The organism is Mannheimia varigena (genome assembly GCF_013377235.1).
In the GTDB taxonomy this organism is placed as follows: Bacteria; Pseudomonadota; Gammaproteobacteria; order Enterobacterales; family Pasteurellaceae; genus Mannheimia; species Mannheimia varigena.
Window position 1 is genome coordinate 1430668 of record NZ_CP016226.1, and the last position, 14877, is coordinate 1445544.

16 protein-coding genes are annotated in these 14877 nt (G+C 41.4%); 13 read left to right on the plus strand and 3 right to left on the minus strand.

Annotated elements, in window-relative coordinates; genetic code table 11:
• The first annotated feature begins 20 nt into the window (after positions 1–20).
• From A6B40_RS06665 to lipA, 12 genes are all read left to right on the plus strand, one after another.
• Positions 21–770: an FCD domain-containing protein gene (locus tag A6B40_RS06665; protein ID WP_112110328.1), complete on the plus strand. Its 750-nt coding sequence runs from the start codon at positions 21–23 to the stop codon at positions 768–770.
• Between the two features lie 18 nt (positions 771–788).
• Complete coding sequence (gene uxuA, locus A6B40_RS06670; RefSeq protein WP_176671919.1) at positions 789–1973, plus strand: mannonate dehydratase; 1185 nt, start codon at positions 789–791, stop codon at positions 1971–1973.
• A gap of 60 nt (positions 1974–2033) precedes the next feature.
• A complete protein-coding gene (locus tag A6B40_RS06675) occupies positions 2034–2918 on the plus strand; it encodes a DMT family transporter (protein WP_112110330.1) in 885 nt (294 codons plus the stop codon).
• A 131-nt stretch (positions 2919–3049) separates the two neighbouring features.
• Entirely contained in the window at positions 3050–3364 is a 315-nt protein-coding gene (rsfS, locus tag A6B40_RS06680) for a ribosome silencing factor (RefSeq protein WP_025247021.1), read from the plus strand.
• Between the two features lie 92 nt (positions 3365–3456).
• Positions 3457–3924 (plus strand): 23S rRNA (pseudouridine(1915)-N(3))-methyltransferase RlmH, encoded by a 468-nt coding sequence (rlmH, locus tag A6B40_RS06685; protein ID WP_176671920.1) that lies wholly within the window; start codon positions 3457–3459, stop codon positions 3922–3924.
• An 11-nt stretch (positions 3925–3935) separates the two neighbouring features.
• Positions 3936–5885 (plus strand): penicillin-binding protein 2, encoded by a 1950-nt coding sequence (gene mrdA, locus A6B40_RS06690; protein ID WP_176671921.1) that lies wholly within the window; start codon positions 3936–3938, stop codon positions 5883–5885.
• Complete coding sequence (gene rodA / locus A6B40_RS06695) at positions 5878–7005, plus strand: rod shape-determining protein RodA (RefSeq protein ID WP_025216360.1); 1128 nt, start codon at positions 5878–5880, stop codon at positions 7003–7005. The genes mrdA and rodA overlap by 8 nt, the downstream gene beginning before the upstream one ends.
• A gap of 106 nt (positions 7006–7111) precedes the next feature.
• The gene (locus A6B40_RS06700; RefSeq protein WP_025216361.1) at positions 7112–7690 is read left to right on the plus strand and encodes a septal ring lytic transglycosylase RlpA family protein; all 579 of its coding nucleotides are present in this window, start codon (positions 7112–7114) and stop codon (positions 7688–7690) included.
• 24 nt (positions 7691–7714) lie between these two features.
• Positions 7715–8893: a serine hydrolase gene (locus tag A6B40_RS06705; RefSeq protein WP_025343189.1), complete on the plus strand. Its 1179-nt coding sequence runs from the start codon at positions 7715–7717 to the stop codon at positions 8891–8893.
• Between the two features lie 111 nt (positions 8894–9004).
• Positions 9005–9304 (plus strand): DUF493 family protein YbeD, encoded by a 300-nt coding sequence (gene ybeD, locus A6B40_RS06710; protein ID WP_176671922.1) that lies wholly within the window; start codon positions 9005–9007, stop codon positions 9302–9304.
• Positions 9305–9347: 43 nt separating this feature from the next.
• A complete protein-coding gene (lipB, locus tag A6B40_RS06715; protein ID WP_025343188.1) occupies positions 9348–10001 on the plus strand; it encodes a lipoyl(octanoyl) transferase LipB in 654 nt (217 codons plus the stop codon).
• Positions 10002–10015: 14 nt separating this feature from the next.
• Positions 10016–11023: a lipoyl synthase gene (gene lipA / locus A6B40_RS06720; RefSeq protein WP_176671923.1), complete on the plus strand. Its 1008-nt coding sequence runs from the start codon at positions 10016–10018 to the stop codon at positions 11021–11023.
• 83 nt (positions 11024–11106) lie between these two features.
• On the opposite strand, the gene A6B40_RS06725 is transcribed toward lipA, so the two are convergent.
• Genes A6B40_RS06725 through fmt form a run of 3 tightly spaced genes read right to left on the minus strand, consistent with a single transcriptional unit; the run spans position 11107 to position 14152 of the window.
• Positions 11107–11706: an acyl carrier protein phosphodiesterase gene (locus tag A6B40_RS06725; RefSeq protein ID WP_176671924.1), complete on the minus strand. Its 600-nt coding sequence runs from the start codon at positions 11704–11706 to the stop codon at positions 11107–11109.
• A gap of 1 nt (position 11707) precedes the next feature.
• A complete protein-coding gene (modF, locus tag A6B40_RS06730; RefSeq protein WP_176671925.1) occupies positions 11708–13183 on the minus strand; it encodes a molybdate ABC transporter ATP-binding protein ModF in 1476 nt (491 codons plus the stop codon).
• A gap of 18 nt (positions 13184–13201) precedes the next feature.
• Positions 13202–14152, minus strand: coding sequence for a methionyl-tRNA formyltransferase (gene fmt, locus A6B40_RS06735; protein WP_176671926.1), 951 nt, complete (start codon positions 14150–14152; stop codon positions 13202–13204).
• A gap of 111 nt (positions 14153–14263) precedes the next feature.
• Here fmt and A6B40_RS06740 point away from each other — a divergent pair, with 111 nt between their 5' ends.
• Positions 14264–14875, plus strand: coding sequence for a YigZ family protein (locus tag A6B40_RS06740; RefSeq protein WP_176671927.1), 612 nt, complete (start codon positions 14264–14266; stop codon positions 14873–14875).
• The last annotated feature ends 2 nt before the right edge of the window (positions 14876–14877 follow it).

Here is a 14877-nt window from a genome sequence, read left to right on the forward strand (position 1 = left end):
GCATTATTAGAAGAAACATTATGGCACCTGAAGATTTACGTTCTTATAAGAAAATTGGCCAAGAGTTAAAAGCAGAATTATTAAGCGGAGCTTATAAAGTAGGAGACAAGTTACCGGCGGAACGTGATTTATCAAACTACTTTAATGTAAGTCGCACAGTGATTCGTGAGGCGCTTATTATGCTTGAGCTTGAAAATTTAGTGGAAGTTCGTAAAGGTTCGGGTGTTTATGTGATTAATTTACCCAAGGTAAATGTTGAAGAAACGGATGATTTACCCGATGTTGGACCGTTTGAATTGTTACAAGCAAGACAATTATTGGAAAGCAGTATTGCTGAATTTGCAGCAATTCAAGCGACTAGAGCAGATGTTTTACAACTCAAAGACATTTTAGAACGTGAACGTAAAAATCTAGAGCACGGCGATGAAGACTACGTTGCAGATGAAGATTTTCACAAAATGATTGCAGAAATTACGCAAAATGAGGTGATTATCCGTATGCAGAAAGATCTTTGGGAATATAGAACGAATAGCCCAATGTGGAAAGGATTACATGCACATATTCCTGATCAAAGTTACCGCCATTTATGGTTGAAAGATCACGAAAACATTATTGCAGCCATACAGAGAAAAGATCCTGTTATGGCAAGGAAGATGATGTGGCAACATTTAGAAAATGTAAAACAAAAACTATTTGAGTTATCGGATTTAGATGATCCAAACTTTGATGGATACTTGTTTAACGTTAGCCCATTAGCTGTTAATTTTTAATATAACCAGGAGTTTACTATGCAACAAGCGTGGCGTTGGTATGGACCAAATGATCCAGTATCTTTAGATGATATAAGACAGGCAGGGGCAACAGGAATTGTGACTGCATTGCACCATATTCCAAATGGACAGGTGTGGTCTATTGAGGAAATTAATAAACGTAAAGCTCAATTAGAAGAAAAAGGGCTGGTTTGGTCTGTTGTTGAGAGTGTGCCGGTTCACGAAGAAATCAAAACCCAAACAGGCAATTTCCAACAATGGATTGATAACTACAAGCAAACATTACGTAATTTAGCAGAATGTGGAATTGACACAGTTTGTTATAACTTTATGCCTGTTTTAGATTGGACTCGAACCGATCTTGAATATGAAATGCCGGATGGTTCTAAAGCATTACGTTTCGACCAAGTCGCCTTTGCTGCATTTGAACTCTATATTTTAAAACGTCCGGGGGCAGAAGAAACTTATTCAGCGGCAGAACGAGAAGAAGCGAAAGCCTATTTTAATAAAATGAGTGAAGCGGATATTGCGAAACTCACTAAAAATATCATTGCCGGTTTGCCAGGGTCGGAAGAAGGTTATACTCTAGAAGAGTTTCAAGCTCAGCTTGATCGCTACAAAGGCATTTCAGCCGAGAAATTCCGTACTCACTTAGCTTATTTCTTAAATGAAATTGTGCCTGTGGCTCAGGAAGTGGGTATTCGCATGGCAATTCATCCGGACGATCCACCTCGCCCGATTTTAGGTTTACCACGAATTGTTTCAACCATTGAAGATATGCAATGGTTTGTGGAAACTCAACCGCTTGCAGCCAACGGTTTCACTTTCTGTACTGGCTCTTATGGTGTTTTGGCAGAGAATGATTTAGTTAAAATGGCAGAGACATTTGCTGATCGCATTTATTTTGCTCATTTGCGTGCCACACAGCGTGAAGACAATCCACAAAGTTTTCACGAAGCGGATCACTTAGCTGGTGATGTGGATATGTTCGGGGTTGTTAAAGCAATTTTAGCAGAAGAACATCGCCGTAAAGCCAATGGCGATCATCGCTTAATTCCAATGCGTCCTGACCACGGGCATCAAATGTTAGATGACCTCAAGAAAAAGACGAATCCTGGTTACTCGGCGATTGGTCGCTTGAGAGGTTTGGCGGAAATTCGTGGGTTAGAATTAGCATTGAAGAGAGTTTATTTCAATGACTAAGCTGTTTTAAGCTAACGGTTCTCTTGTAATAAGAGAACCGTTTTTTACTTGTAGACAAATATGTTTAAAAAACACTTTGGAGAAATCATTCTTTTTGTTGTTACGTTCATTGCTGCTTCAGGTTGGTTTTTCTCTAAAAATGCGCTATCCGGTTTCCCTCCTATTGGCTTTATGGGAGTTCGTTTCCTTTTAGCGGCTGCGATTATGCTTCCGTTTTCTTATCAGCAACTTAAAACAATAGATAAAACGCAATTTAAGTCTTCTGCGATTACCGGAGGAACTTATGGCATTTATATTATTTGTTGGGTATTAGGGCTGGCATTTAGCACTGTTTTTGGTGAAGGGGCATTTTTAGTTAGTCTTGCAATGCTAATTTCACCGCTCTTATCTTGGCTTATTTTTAAACACCAACCGGCAAAGATATTTTGGATTGCATTACCGATTGCTTTGAGCGGGCTTTATTGCCTTTCTATGGACAAAGGGATTTTCCATTTTTCGTTAGGTAGTTCTATTTTTCTGCTTTCTTCATTATCAGGTGCGTTATATTTTGTTTTGAATAACCAATATGCTAAACAAGTTAAATTATTACCTTTAACGACTATTCAACTGGCAATGGTAGGTATTATTTGCAGCATTTATTCTTTGATAATGGAAACTTGGACTTTCCCTATTCCAAATAGTGTCTGGATATGGTTTTTTGCCAGTGTGCTTATTTCAACCAATTTGCGTTTTTTATTACAAACCATCGGGCAAAAACATTGCCAGATTGCTACCTCATCGCTCATTATGTTACTTGAGCCTGTATGGACATTGTTACTCAGTATTGTGATTTTAGGTGAACAACTGAGTGCGATAAAATGGCTAGGTTGTAGCTTAATTTTAGGGGCGTTGATTATTTATCGCTTACCTGCTATTTGGACAAGAAGAAAATCGTTTACTAGATGAACCTCTCTCTTTAATAAAATATACAAGCGGTTGTTTTTGCAAAAAATCTTGCAAAAATGACCGCTTGTTATCTTACATCTCCCCAATCTATGTTAAAATTCTTCGTTTTTATGATATGAGAGAGAAATAAAGTGGAACAAAATTTAGTCGAATTTTTAACGAAAACCTTAGATGATTTAAAGGCAAAAGACATTTTAGCCATTGATGTGAAAGGTAAATCAAGCATTACCGATACAATGATTTTAGCAACAGGAACATCGAGCCGTCACGTGGCTTCAACGGCAGATCGTTTAATTAGTGAAGCGAAACAAGCTGGCTTTGAAGTGTTTGGCGATGAAGGTAAAGCAGTGGCAGATTGGATTGTAGTGGATTTCGGGCAAGCGATCGTTCACTTGTTGCAAGAAGAAAGTCGTGAGATGTATCAATTAGAGAAACTTTGGGCGTAATTCTTATTTTAAATCACATTGCAAGCGGTTATTTTAGGCTAGTTTTTTGCAAATTTCTCGAAAAATTTAACCGCTTGTGAGTATCAGAAGAAATGAAAATTCAATTAATTGCAGTAGGCACAAAAATGCCAGCCTGGGTAACAACGGGGTTTGAAGAGTATCAACGCCGCTTCCCGAAAGATACGCCGTTCGAGCTAATTGAAATTCCTGCCGGGAAAAGGGGCAAGAATGCCGATACCAAACGCATTTTAGAGCTTGAAGGCAAGGCGATGTTGGCAGCAGCAGGAAAGGCAAAAATTGTTACGTTAGATATTCCGGGTAAGCCCTGGACAACCGAGCAGTTAGCCACTCAACTAGAAGGCTGGAAAAATGATGGGCGAGATGTTGCTTTGTTAATTGGTGGTCCAGAAGGATTATCTCCTGAATGTAAAGCAGCGGCTGAGCAGAGTTGGTCGTTATCGCCTTTAACATTGCCACACCCGCTTGTGCGTGTGGTGGTGGCAGAAAGTTTGTATCGGGCGTGGTCGGTAACCATTAATCACCCTTATCATCGAGAATAGTTGTTAGATATATGTTTGGTAAATTAGCAAAATTCACTTCATCAAATCAGCGAGAAAAGGTACGAGACGGGCAGGCAGAAAGTAATCTGTATGCCCGCCGTGCCTTAGTTGCGTTTTTGGGAGTACTTGCCTTAACTGGCGTGTTGTTAGCTAATCTGTACCATTTACAAGTGGTTAATTATGATGACTACCAAACACGTTCAAATGGTAACCGTATTAAATTATTGCCAGTGCCACCTGCCCGTGGGCTAATTTATGACCGTAATGGAAAAGTATTAGCGGAAAACTTGACCTATTTCGGGCTGTTTATTGTGCCGGAAAAAACGGAGAATATTGAGCAGACCTTAGAAGAACTCAGAGAAGTGGTTGGGCTGACAGACGAAGATATCGAGAACTACAATAAAGAGAAAAAACGCACCTCTCGTTATACGCCGATTATGCTGAAAGGCAATTTGAATGAAACGCAGATGGCACGTTTTGCAGTCAATCAGTACCGCTTTCCAAGTTTAGATGTGCAGGCATATTACAAGCGTAATTATCCTTACGGGGAGTTATTAACCCATATTATCGGTTATGTAGCGAAAATTAACGAAAGCGATAAGAAAAAGCTGCAAGAAGAAGGGAAATTCGGTAATTATGCTGGTTCGCACGATATGGGAAAACTGGGTATCGAGAAATTCTACGAAGATCAATTACACGGTATAACAGGTTTTGAGGAAGTAGAAATTAATAACCGTGGCAAGGTTATCCGTAAGCTGCGTGATCAACCCGGGGTTGCCGGCAGTAGCATTCGTTTAAGTATTGATGTGGAATTGCAGCAATATGTGATGTCGCTGATTGCTAATTATAAAGGTGCGGTTGTGGTGCTTGATCCTCGTGATAGTAGCATTTTGGCAATGGTATCTAACCCAAGTTATGATAATAATTTATTTGTAGGCGGAATTTCAGGTAAGGATTATAAAGCGTTGCTTGATGATCCAAATAGACCGCTCTATAGCCGTGTAACTCAAGGGACTTATCCTCCAGCTTCTACTATTAAGCCATTTATGGCGGTAGCAGGACTAGAGGAGGGGATGATTACTCCAAATACTACAATTTCTGATCCTGGCTATTGGATTTTACCCGGCACAACGCAACGTTATCGAGACTGGAAACGCAGTGGGCACGGTGCAACCAATGTGAATAAAGCGATTACTGAATCGTCTGATACCTTTTTCTATCAGTTAGCCTACAAAATGGGAATTGATAAAATGTCGGAATGGATGAAGAAATTCGGCTTTGGGGTAAAAACAGGGATCGATATTTTTGAAGAGTCGGCAGGCGTAATGCCAACTCGAGAATGGAAACAAAAACGCTATAAAAAACCGTGGGTACAAGGTGATACCATTCCTGTTGGAATCGGTCAAGGTTACTGGATTTCAACCCCACTACAGCTTGCAAAAGCAACAGCGGTATTGATTAATAACGGGCGAGTGAATACACCGCATTTAATGCTTGAAGTACAAAGCAGTAATTCAGTCATGCCGTATCAAGATCCGTTACTTTATGAAGATATTAAAGGCGTGCCGGATTCTTATTGGAATTTAGCAAAACTTGGAATGTATAACGTAAACCATGCCTCAAATGGTACAGCTCGTAAAGTATTTGCGAGTGCGTTTTATCATTCAGCGGGTAAAACGGGAACAGCCCAGGTGTTTAACTTGAACGGTAAAAATTACGATAAGAATGCTATTAAAAAAGAGCTACACGATCACGCGTGGTATATTGGTTATGCTCCTTATGAAAACCCGACAATGGTTGTTGCGTTGATTCTAGAAAATGCGGGCGGAGGCAGTAGTGCTGCAGCACCAGTGGCTCGCCAAATTATGGATTATGTATTAAGAAAAGGCGTTAGTGAGCAACCTAATTTGCAAAACTCTGAGAAAAATCAACCGCTTGTAACAGAGGACAATGATGAATAGTGGATTTAAAAAACTTTTCTGGAAGCTATTTTCGCTTGATCTCCTTTTGTTAATCGGTTTGTTAGCGATTACCGGCTACGGCTTATTAGTGCTTTACAGTGCTAGTGGCGGAAGTGAGAGAATGTTTACAAACCGAGTGATACAAGTTTCGCTCGGCTTAGGTTTGATGCTAGTAATGGCAATGTTTCCTCCTCGTTTTTACCAAAAAGTATCACCTTATTTGTATGTTTTTTGCTTGATATTACTGATCTTGGTGGACTTAGTGGGAGAAACGAGTAAAGGAGCACAACGCTGGTTAAATTTAGGGTTTGTTCGCTTTCAACCTTCTGAAATTGCCAAACTCGCCGTGCCGTTGATGGTAGCAACTTATTTAGGTAAGCGGCCGCTTCCACCCAGTTTTAGAGATACGTTTATCGCACTGGCAATTATTATTGTACCTACGTTATTGGTAGCGATTCAGCCCGATTTGGGCACATCTATTTTAGTCTGTTCGGCAGGGCTTTTTGTGCTGTTTTTAGCTGGACTAAGCTGGAAATTGATTAGTGCAGGTGTAGTGTTTCTGGCAGGCTTTATTCCCATAATGTGGTTTTTCTTGATGCACGATTATCAAAAAACGCGGGTAATGACCTTAATCGATCCAGATAAAGACCCATTGGGTGCGGGCTACCATATTATCCAATCTAAAATTGCGATAGGCTCTGGTGGCATTAATGGTAAAGGCTGGATGGAGGGCACGCAATCACAACTGGAATTTTTACCTGAACCGCACACTGATTTTATTTTTGCCGTTTTAAGTGAAGAACATGGTATGATAGGAATCTTGATTTTGCTGGCTATCTATTTATTTATTATTGCCAGAGGCTTAATGATTGGCACTAAATCAGATTCCGCCTTTGGGCGTATATTATCGGGTGGTACAGCTCTATTATTCTTTGTTTACGTTTTTGTAAATATTGGGATGGTAAGTGGTATTTTACCCGTAGTCGGTGTACCATTACCGCTCTTTAGCTATGGAGGAACATCTTATGTTACTCTTATGGCTGCATTTGGCTTAATGATGTCTACTTATGTGCATCGTAAACGTACAGGGAGTAATAATCCTTACGACAAGCTGAAATAAATAGGGTATAAATGCCCTGAACTTTTGCTTTTTTGTGGTATCAAAAAGCAGTGAAACTATCATCGTTACAAACAATAGCGACATCCACATAGAGGAAAAAACTTATATGAGATTAGGTAAAATTGTAACCCTGTTGTTAGCTGGATTTCTGACATTTAGTTCATTAAATTCTTTGGCTGCGACAAAGAATATAAAAGCTAAGTCGAGTATCTCAACAAAGAAGCAAACAGCTTCTAAAGCAACAAAAAAGAAGGCAAATTTTGTTAAAAAAGTAACAGCTAAAGCTGTGAAAAAAGAGACAACAGTGATTAACAAAAAGTCGCCAAAGCATCTACATAAACAGGTTATTCGCAAACATTTTCAAACAGGTGTAGCGAGCTATTATGCGAATAAATTTAATGGTCGCCGCACGGCAAATGGTGAAACCTTTAGCAACTCAAAATTGACAGCGGCACATAGAACTTTGCCTTTTGGCACTTTGATTGAAGTAACTAATATACGCAATGGACGTTCTGTGATTGTGCGAGTAAATGATAGAGGGCCTTATGCTCACGCTAGAGTGCTTGATTTATCATCAGCGGCGGCTAAGCACATTGGCATGCATCATTCAGGTACAGCCAAGGTAAAAATTGCAGTAGTAAATAAAAGTGTGAATTTAACAAAAGATCTTTATGCTCTGCATTAATTTAAGAGGAATTTAGACAAATTTATGAAAAAAACATTAGTGAAAACCGTCAGTGTTATCGGCCTTGCGGTATCAAGCATTGCCTACGCTGATTTAAATACCAACTTTAATCTACAAGCCCCACAGATTAATGCACAAACTTATATTTTGATGGATTATAACTCCGGAGAGGTATTAGTGAGCTTAAACCCTGATCAACGCCAATATCCTGCATCATTAACGAAAATGATGACGAGCTATGTAGTGGGCGAAGCATTAAAAGAAGGAAAAATTAGCAATAGTGATATGGTTACAGTAACGGAAAACTCTTGGGCACAAAAGTTTCCGGGTTCTTCATTAATGTTCTTAGATTTGAATACTAAAGTTTCTGTTGCAGATTTGATGAAAGGCTTGATTATCGTGTCAGGTAACGATGCGTCTGTAGCTCTTGCAGAACACGTTTCTGGCTCTGAGGCAGCCTTCATTAATGAAATGAATAAATATGTGCAGCAATTTGGGTTAAAAAACACACATTTTACGACGGTGCACGGTTTAGACCACCCAGAGCAATATTCTTCAGCTCGTGATATGGCAATTATCGGAGCTCATATTATTCGCGACCACCCTGAAGAATATAAAATTCACGCAGAAAAAGAATTCCAATATAACATCAAAAAACCACAACCAAACCGCAACGGCTTATTGTGGGATAAAACCATTCAAGTTGATGGTTTGAAAACAGGTCATACTGATAAAGCCGGTTATAACTTAGTGGCTTCAGCGGTTAATCCAAATACTCGTTTGATTTCGGTTGTAATGGGCGTACCAACTTACAAAGGGCGTGAAGTTGAAAGTAAGAAATTACTCCAATGGGGTTTTGCGAACTTTGAAACCATCAAATCACTTCCAGCGGCACAATCTGTGGCAGAGCAAGCGGTTTATTATGGTGAAGTGAACAAAGTACAGTTAGGTTCGGTGCAAGATAGCTTTGTAACCATTCCAAAAGGTAGAGCGGCAGACTTAAAAGCTCGTTATGAGTTAGAGAAGAAAAACCTCGAAGCCCCTTTAGTAAAAGGGCAGGTAGTAGGTAAAATGATTTACCAATTAGATGGTAAGGATGTTGCGAGCACTAACTTACAAGCACTACAAGATGTACCGGAAGCCGGTATTTTCGGTAAAGCGTGGGATTGGATTGCTTTAACAGTGAAGAGCCTTTTTGACTAATCTTGTAATTTAGTATTTTATCCCCATTTAAGGTGAAGCAGATCAAGCGGTGTGATTTTGCAAAAAATTTGCGAAATTTCACCGCTTACCGTTTAAAAATAAGGATCAAAAATGTCTCAATCAAAAGCAATTAACTTACAAGACTTACCACAAGCAAAACTCAAAGATTTACTCGAATTTCCGTGCAGCTTCACTTTCAAAGTAGTGGGGGCAAATCGTGCGGATTTAGTCGATGATGTGGTGGTCATGACGCAAAAATACGCCAAAGGCGACTACAACCCTCGTGAACAAAAAAGCTCAAAAGGCACTTATAATTCCGTTTCAATCGACATTCTGGCGGAAAATATCGAACAGGTGGAAACCCTCTATACGGAACTCGCCAAAATTAACGGTGTAAGAATGGTACTGTAATAATGTGGGGCGAATCATCGCCCTTTGTTTTGGAAAAATCAAAATGCAGCTGATTATCCGCCAACTCGGCACGCAACCTTACGAAGAAATTTGGCACAAAATGCAAGATTTCACCGACCGCCGTGATGAAAATACCTCCGATGAAATTTGGCTGGTGCAACATCCGTCTGTGTTTACGCAAGGCTCTGCCGGCAAACCTGAGCATCTGCTCAATCCGAATCATATCCCTGTGGTGCAAAGCGACCGTGGCGGGCAAATTACCTACCACGGCGAGGGGCAGCAGATTATGTATGTGTTGCTCGACATCAAACGCCTCAAAGCTCAAGGCAAAGAAGTGTCGGTGCGTGAATTGGTCACCGCCTTGGAGCAATGCGTGGTGAACACTTTGGCGGATTACGGCATTGAGGGCTACCCAAAAGCGGATGCCCCAGGGGTGTATGTGGAAGGGCGAAAAATCTGCTCCCTCGGTTTGCGGATTCGAAAAGGCTGTTCATTCCACGGTTTAGCGTTAAATATTAATATGGACTTAACGCCATTCAGCTATATCAATCCGTGCGGTTATGCAGGGCTTGAAATGTGCCAGTTAAGCGAGTTAATCCATCGCAATGATCTCCGTTGCGAAGAGGTGTCGCCAAAATTAGTGGCTCATTTCACCCAGATTTTAGGCTATAATAGCGATCAAATTATTAACAATTAGGATACAAAACAGAAATGTCTAGCACGACAGATCAAACCACGGCAACGGCGACAGTGAAAAAAATGAGCCCTTTCAAAATGGAAAAAGGGGTGAAATATCGTGATGCCGCCAAAACTTCTGTGATTCAGGTGCGAAATATCGACCCTGACCAAGAATTACTCAAAAAGCCGGAGTGGATGAAAATCAAACTGCCGGCAAACTCGGCAAAAATTGATAGCATCAAAAACGGAATGCGTCGCCACGGCTTACATTCGGTGTGCGAAGAGGCCTCTTGCCCGAACTTACACGAATGTTTCAACCACGGCACGGCAACCTTTATGATTATGGGGGCAATCTGCACCCGACGTTGCCCATTCTGCGATGTGGCACACGGCAAACCGCTACCGCTCGACCCAGACGAACCACGCAAAGTGGCGGAAACCGTACAAGATATGAAACTCAAATATGTGGTGATTACCTCGGTGGATCGTGATGACTTACCAGATCGTGGTGCGGCTCACTTCTCCGCTACCGTGCGTGAAATCAAAGTGTTAAACCCACATTGCAAAGTGGAAATTTTAGTGCCGGATTTCCGTGGTCGTGTGGAACAAGCGGTCGAAATTCTCAAACAAAATCCACCTGATGTGTTTAACCACAACTTAGAGAACGTGCCACGTTTATACCGTGAGGTTCGTCCGGGGGCGGATTACAAATGGTCGCTGGAGCTGCTGAAAATCTTCAAACAAGAGTTCCCGGATATTCCAACCAAATCTGGCTTAATGGTTGGTTTAGGTGAAACCAACGAAGAGATTTTGGAAGTGATGCAAGACCTGCGTGACCACGGCGTGACGATGCTCACCATCGGGCAATACTTACAACCGAGCCGCCACCACTTAAAAGTGGAACGCTACGTCCCACCGGCAGAGTTCGATATGTTCCGTGAGGAAGCCGAAAAAATGGGCTTTGAACACGCAGCCTGTGGCCCATTCGTCCGTTCTTCCTACCACGCAGACTTACAAGCAAAAGGCGAATTGGTGAAATAAAATCGATAAGGGCGAATATTATTCGCCCTTTGTTTTTTGCAATTTGCAAATTCTTAGGAAAATATTACCGCTTGAAGAGCGAATTAACTTGCTTCACAAAACTCTCGAGAAGCCTTTTCTTTTACCGTAAAAAACTCCTGAATTGCCCTTTCTTCTAAACGAGTATAATTTTGCCGAATTTCGCCTGCGGCATTTCTCAAAATTTCGCCTTTCTTAACTCGTGATGACATTCCTAGGAATACCCTTCCCAAGAAATCCAAATCAGCATAGTTTTTTAACGCATTATGAGCCTCCAACCAATTCAGCATTGGAATAAAGTTTTCAGGAAAAATGGCTCTATATTGATTGATTTGCTGAAAGATTTTGCTTTGAACTATATCCAAATCTTTACCAAATAATGATTGAAAATTTTTAGCCAAGAAGTGATCAATCATAATATCTGACACAATGCCTTTATATAGACGGAAGTTATCTCTTAGTAACTCAGCGGTTAAACTCTCCGGTCTGTCACAAATATTATCAATTAGGCGGTGCAATACGACACCACCTTTTAAATCATCAGCTAAGTCAAGGTTATAAATTGAACCTTTATAAAAATCACCGGCAAAATTGCCATATAAGGTTTGTTGGTTAGTTTTTGCATCGATTTCGAGTGAAATCAATGAGTGAGCAAGGAAATTCATTTTATGACCCTAGCTCAGTTTGTTTATATTCATACCCAAATTCATTTGTTTCCCCTTTCGGCACAAACTCAAACAAATGTGTAATACAGTTCGGAGCATCGCTGTCTTGGTGGGAGACAAACAAAAGCTGGGTTTGGCTGTTGGTGACGAGTTGTTCGATAAATTGCTTCACCAACTTGCGGTTAATGCCGTCTAAGCCTTGTAGTGGTTCGTCCAAAATCAGAATTGGTGGGTGTTTCACCATCGCTCGGGTGATCAACAGTAGGCGTTGTTGCCCCCACGAGAGCGAACGGAATGGTTTTTTGGCGAATTGAGCAAGGTTGAGGCGTTCGAGCCATTCCATCGCCTTGAGCTGCAAGGCGTTCGGCACTTGTTGATACACGCCGATGCTGTCGAAAAAGCCGGATAAAATCACCTCAAGGGCGGAGCAGTTTACTCGATAATCCATATGCAACTGACTGCTGACGTAGCCGATGTTTTTCTTAATTTCCCAAATGGTTTCGCCTGTGCCACGTTGACGACCGAACAGGCGGACTTTGTTGGCGTAGGCTTGCGGGTGATCGCCGGTGATAATCGAAAGCAGGGTCGATTTTCCTGCCCCATTCGGCCCTTTAATCCACCAATGTTGGTGAGGCTCAACCGTCCAAGTGAGATTGTCCAAAATCTTCTTCTCGCCATACTGAATATTCACATTTTCCAACTCAAACGGATTGGTATTTTCCGGCAAAACGGTCAGCGGAGCCGCACTGGTTGGCAGCGGCACATTCACGTTCTCTTCTGCAAATTTTAGTTGAGAATAGACCGCTTGTTGCTCGATCTCCGCACGGTTTCCCTGCAAAATCAGCGATAAATTATCCAACAAAGCGATATGATCGGCGGCGTCAGGCATATCGTTGAAGCGATTGACGATCAGCACCAACGCCATTTTTTGTTGAAGCTCTGAAACTAACAGCATCCAATATTGCACCGACTGCTGATCTAACCCCTCGAACGGTTCGTCTAAAATCAGTAAATCCGGTTCGCTTACCAGCATTTGGCAGAATAGCACTTTGCGGCTTTCACCGGTGGAAAGTTGGATAAAAGGGCGTTCAAGCAGGTGGGAAATGTGCAATTTTTCCGCATATTCCTCGCACAATGCGGTTTTGCTGCTGCCGTTTAAAATCACTTGGCGGGCGGTTAAGCCGAAATCATCGGGCGAAACGTTGTCGTTATTGCGATCATTGAATATTTGCTCGATGATTTTTTGCTGCTGCTCGAAAGAGAGTAGCTGAATATTCTGAAAGCGGTTTTCATAGTCGCCCGAATAGAGCGAGAGTTTGCCTTGCAATGCAAGAGAAAAAGCCGTTTTGCCCGAGCCGTTGCCACCTACAATTACCCAAAAGGTATTTGGTTGAATAGTGAGTTCATCAATGGTTAGCTTTTGATGTTTAGCAAGCGAAAATTGAGCATCTTTAATGGTTAAATGTTGTGAGTGCATATTTATTTTTCTCTGAAATTAAAGTTGTTCGCCTACTTTAAACCAATCCGCTCTACCATTGAGGAAATCTTGCACCAACATCGGTTTTTTGCCTGCGGGTTGAAGTTGAGTGATATTCAACACACCCTCTTGAGTTGCAATTTGAATGCCTGTTTTATCTACACTTAAGATTGTGCCAGTAGGCTTGTTTTGATGAGGTAAGACAGTTGCTTGGTAAACTTTAATGCTTTGTTCAATTCCTTCCACCTCTAACGTTAAAAAACTAATAGGCCACGGGTTGAAGGCTCGGATATTACGCTCTAGCTGTATAGCAGATAAATTCCAATCCAATTTTGCTTCTTCTTTAGAAAGTTTCTCCGCATAGTTAGATTGGCTTTCGTCTTGCTTTTCCGCTTTGAATGTCTGATTTTCTAAGCCATTTAATACCTCAAGTAACGCAGGAGGAGCAAGCTCGGCAAGTTTGGCGTAAAGCGAGGCGGAGGTTTCATTAGGCTCAATCGGTGTTGTTACTTTATGTAGCATATCGCCAGTGTCTAAGCCAATGTCCATTTGCATAATGGTTACACCTGTTTCAGTATCCCCCGCCCAGATAGAACGCTGAATTGGAGCTGCTCCACGCCAACGTGGCAAGAGTGAGCCGTGAACATTTAAGCAACCATATTTAGGGGCATTTAATACCACTTCAGGCAATATTAAACCGTAAGCCACTACCACCATTACATCCGCATTTAAGGTTTTAAGTTCTGCTTGAGCGTCCTCATTGCGGAGCGATTTCGGTTGAAAAACAGGAATGTTATGAGCTTCAGCAAGCTGTTTTACCGGGCTTGCTTGTAATTTTTTGCCTCGTCCAGCCGGTTTATCCGGTTGGGTGTAAACGGCAATCACGTTATGTTCGGAATTTAATAAAACTTGTAAATGTTGAGCGGCAAAATCAGGCGTGCCGGCAAAGATAATATTGAGTTTTGACATAGTGTATTTGTTCAGTTATCAATGAAAGGGTTATTAAACCACTAAACAGCACAAATAAAAAGTGGCTTTAATGTGGTATTATTACAAGGTTAAAATTAAGAGATGCAAACAATGGAATTTTTTATCCCCAAAGCGGATACAATTTTTGAAGAAGAGATCAAAAAAAGCCGTTTTATTACCTATCTCTGCCATACAGAAGGAATGGAGCAGGCAAAGGCATTTTGGCAAGAGCTGAAAATGCAGCATCCACACGCTCGCCATTGGTGTTGGGCAACGGTTGCCGGCACGCCGAATGATTCCCAACAATACGGCTTTTCTGATGATGGCGAACCTTCAGGCACGGCAGGTAAGCCTATGCTCAATTATTTATTGGGATCAGGCTTGGGCGAAATTACTGCCGTTGTGGTGCGATATTACGGCGGCATTCAGCTGGGTACGGGCGGATTGGTGAAAGCCTACGGCAACGGTGTTCAGCAGGCATTATTGCAGCTGGAACGAATTCGTAAAGTTTTGCGAAAAAACTACCGCTTGCAGTGTGAATATGAGCAGTTTAATACTATTTCACATCTGATTAGTGGGCGAGATATTGATATTATAGAGCAGCATTTTGGGGAGAAAGTGGATTTATTGCTTGCTTTTAACCCGATAGACTTTGAGCCATTTTCTGATGAGCTTACTCAGCGTTTTTCGGGCAAACTGACTTTAATTAAAGAAGATATCTAATT

Bases quoted from the DNA above. Each gene is read 5' to 3' on its own strand.
- A6B40_RS06665 (WP_112110328.1), top strand. From the start codon at position 21: ATGGCACCTGAAGATTTACGTTCTTATAAGAAAATTGGCCAAGAGTTA.
- uxuA (WP_176671919.1), top strand. From the start codon at position 789: ATGCAACAAGCGTGGCGTTGGTATGGACCAAATGATCCAGTATCTTTA.
- A6B40_RS06675 (WP_112110330.1), top strand. From the start codon at position 2,034: ATGTTTAAAAAACACTTTGGAGAAATCATTCTTTTTGTTGTTACGTTC.
- rlmH (WP_176671920.1), top strand. From the start codon at position 3,457: ATGAAAATTCAATTAATTGCAGTAGGCACAAAAATGCCAGCCTGGGTA.
- mrdA (WP_176671921.1), top strand. From the start codon at position 3,936: ATGTTTGGTAAATTAGCAAAATTCACTTCATCAAATCAGCGAGAAAAG.
- rodA (WP_025216360.1), top strand. From the start codon at position 5,878: ATGAATAGTGGATTTAAAAAACTTTTCTGGAAGCTATTTTCGCTTGAT.
- A6B40_RS06700 (WP_025216361.1), top strand. From the start codon at position 7,112: ATGAGATTAGGTAAAATTGTAACCCTGTTGTTAGCTGGATTTCTGACA.
- A6B40_RS06705 (WP_025343189.1), top strand. From the start codon at position 7,715: ATGAAAAAAACATTAGTGAAAACCGTCAGTGTTATCGGCCTTGCGGTA.
- ybeD (WP_176671922.1), top strand. From the start codon at position 9,005: ATGTCTCAATCAAAAGCAATTAACTTACAAGACTTACCACAAGCAAAA.
- lipB (WP_025343188.1), top strand. From the start codon at position 9,348: ATGCAGCTGATTATCCGCCAACTCGGCACGCAACCTTACGAAGAAATT.
- lipA (WP_176671923.1), top strand. From the start codon at position 10,016: ATGTCTAGCACGACAGATCAAACCACGGCAACGGCGACAGTGAAAAAA.
- A6B40_RS06725 (WP_176671924.1), bottom strand. From the start codon at position 11,706: ATGAATTTCCTTGCTCACTCATTGATTTCACTCGAAATCGATGCAAAA.
- modF (WP_176671925.1), bottom strand. From the start codon at position 13,183: ATGCACTCACAACATTTAACCATTAAAGATGCTCAATTTTCGCTTGCT.
- fmt (WP_176671926.1), bottom strand. From the start codon at position 14,152: ATGTCAAAACTCAATATTATCTTTGCCGGCACGCCTGATTTTGCCGCT.
- A6B40_RS06740 (WP_176671927.1), top strand. From the start codon at position 14,264: ATGGAATTTTTTATCCCCAAAGCGGATACAATTTTTGAAGAAGAGATC.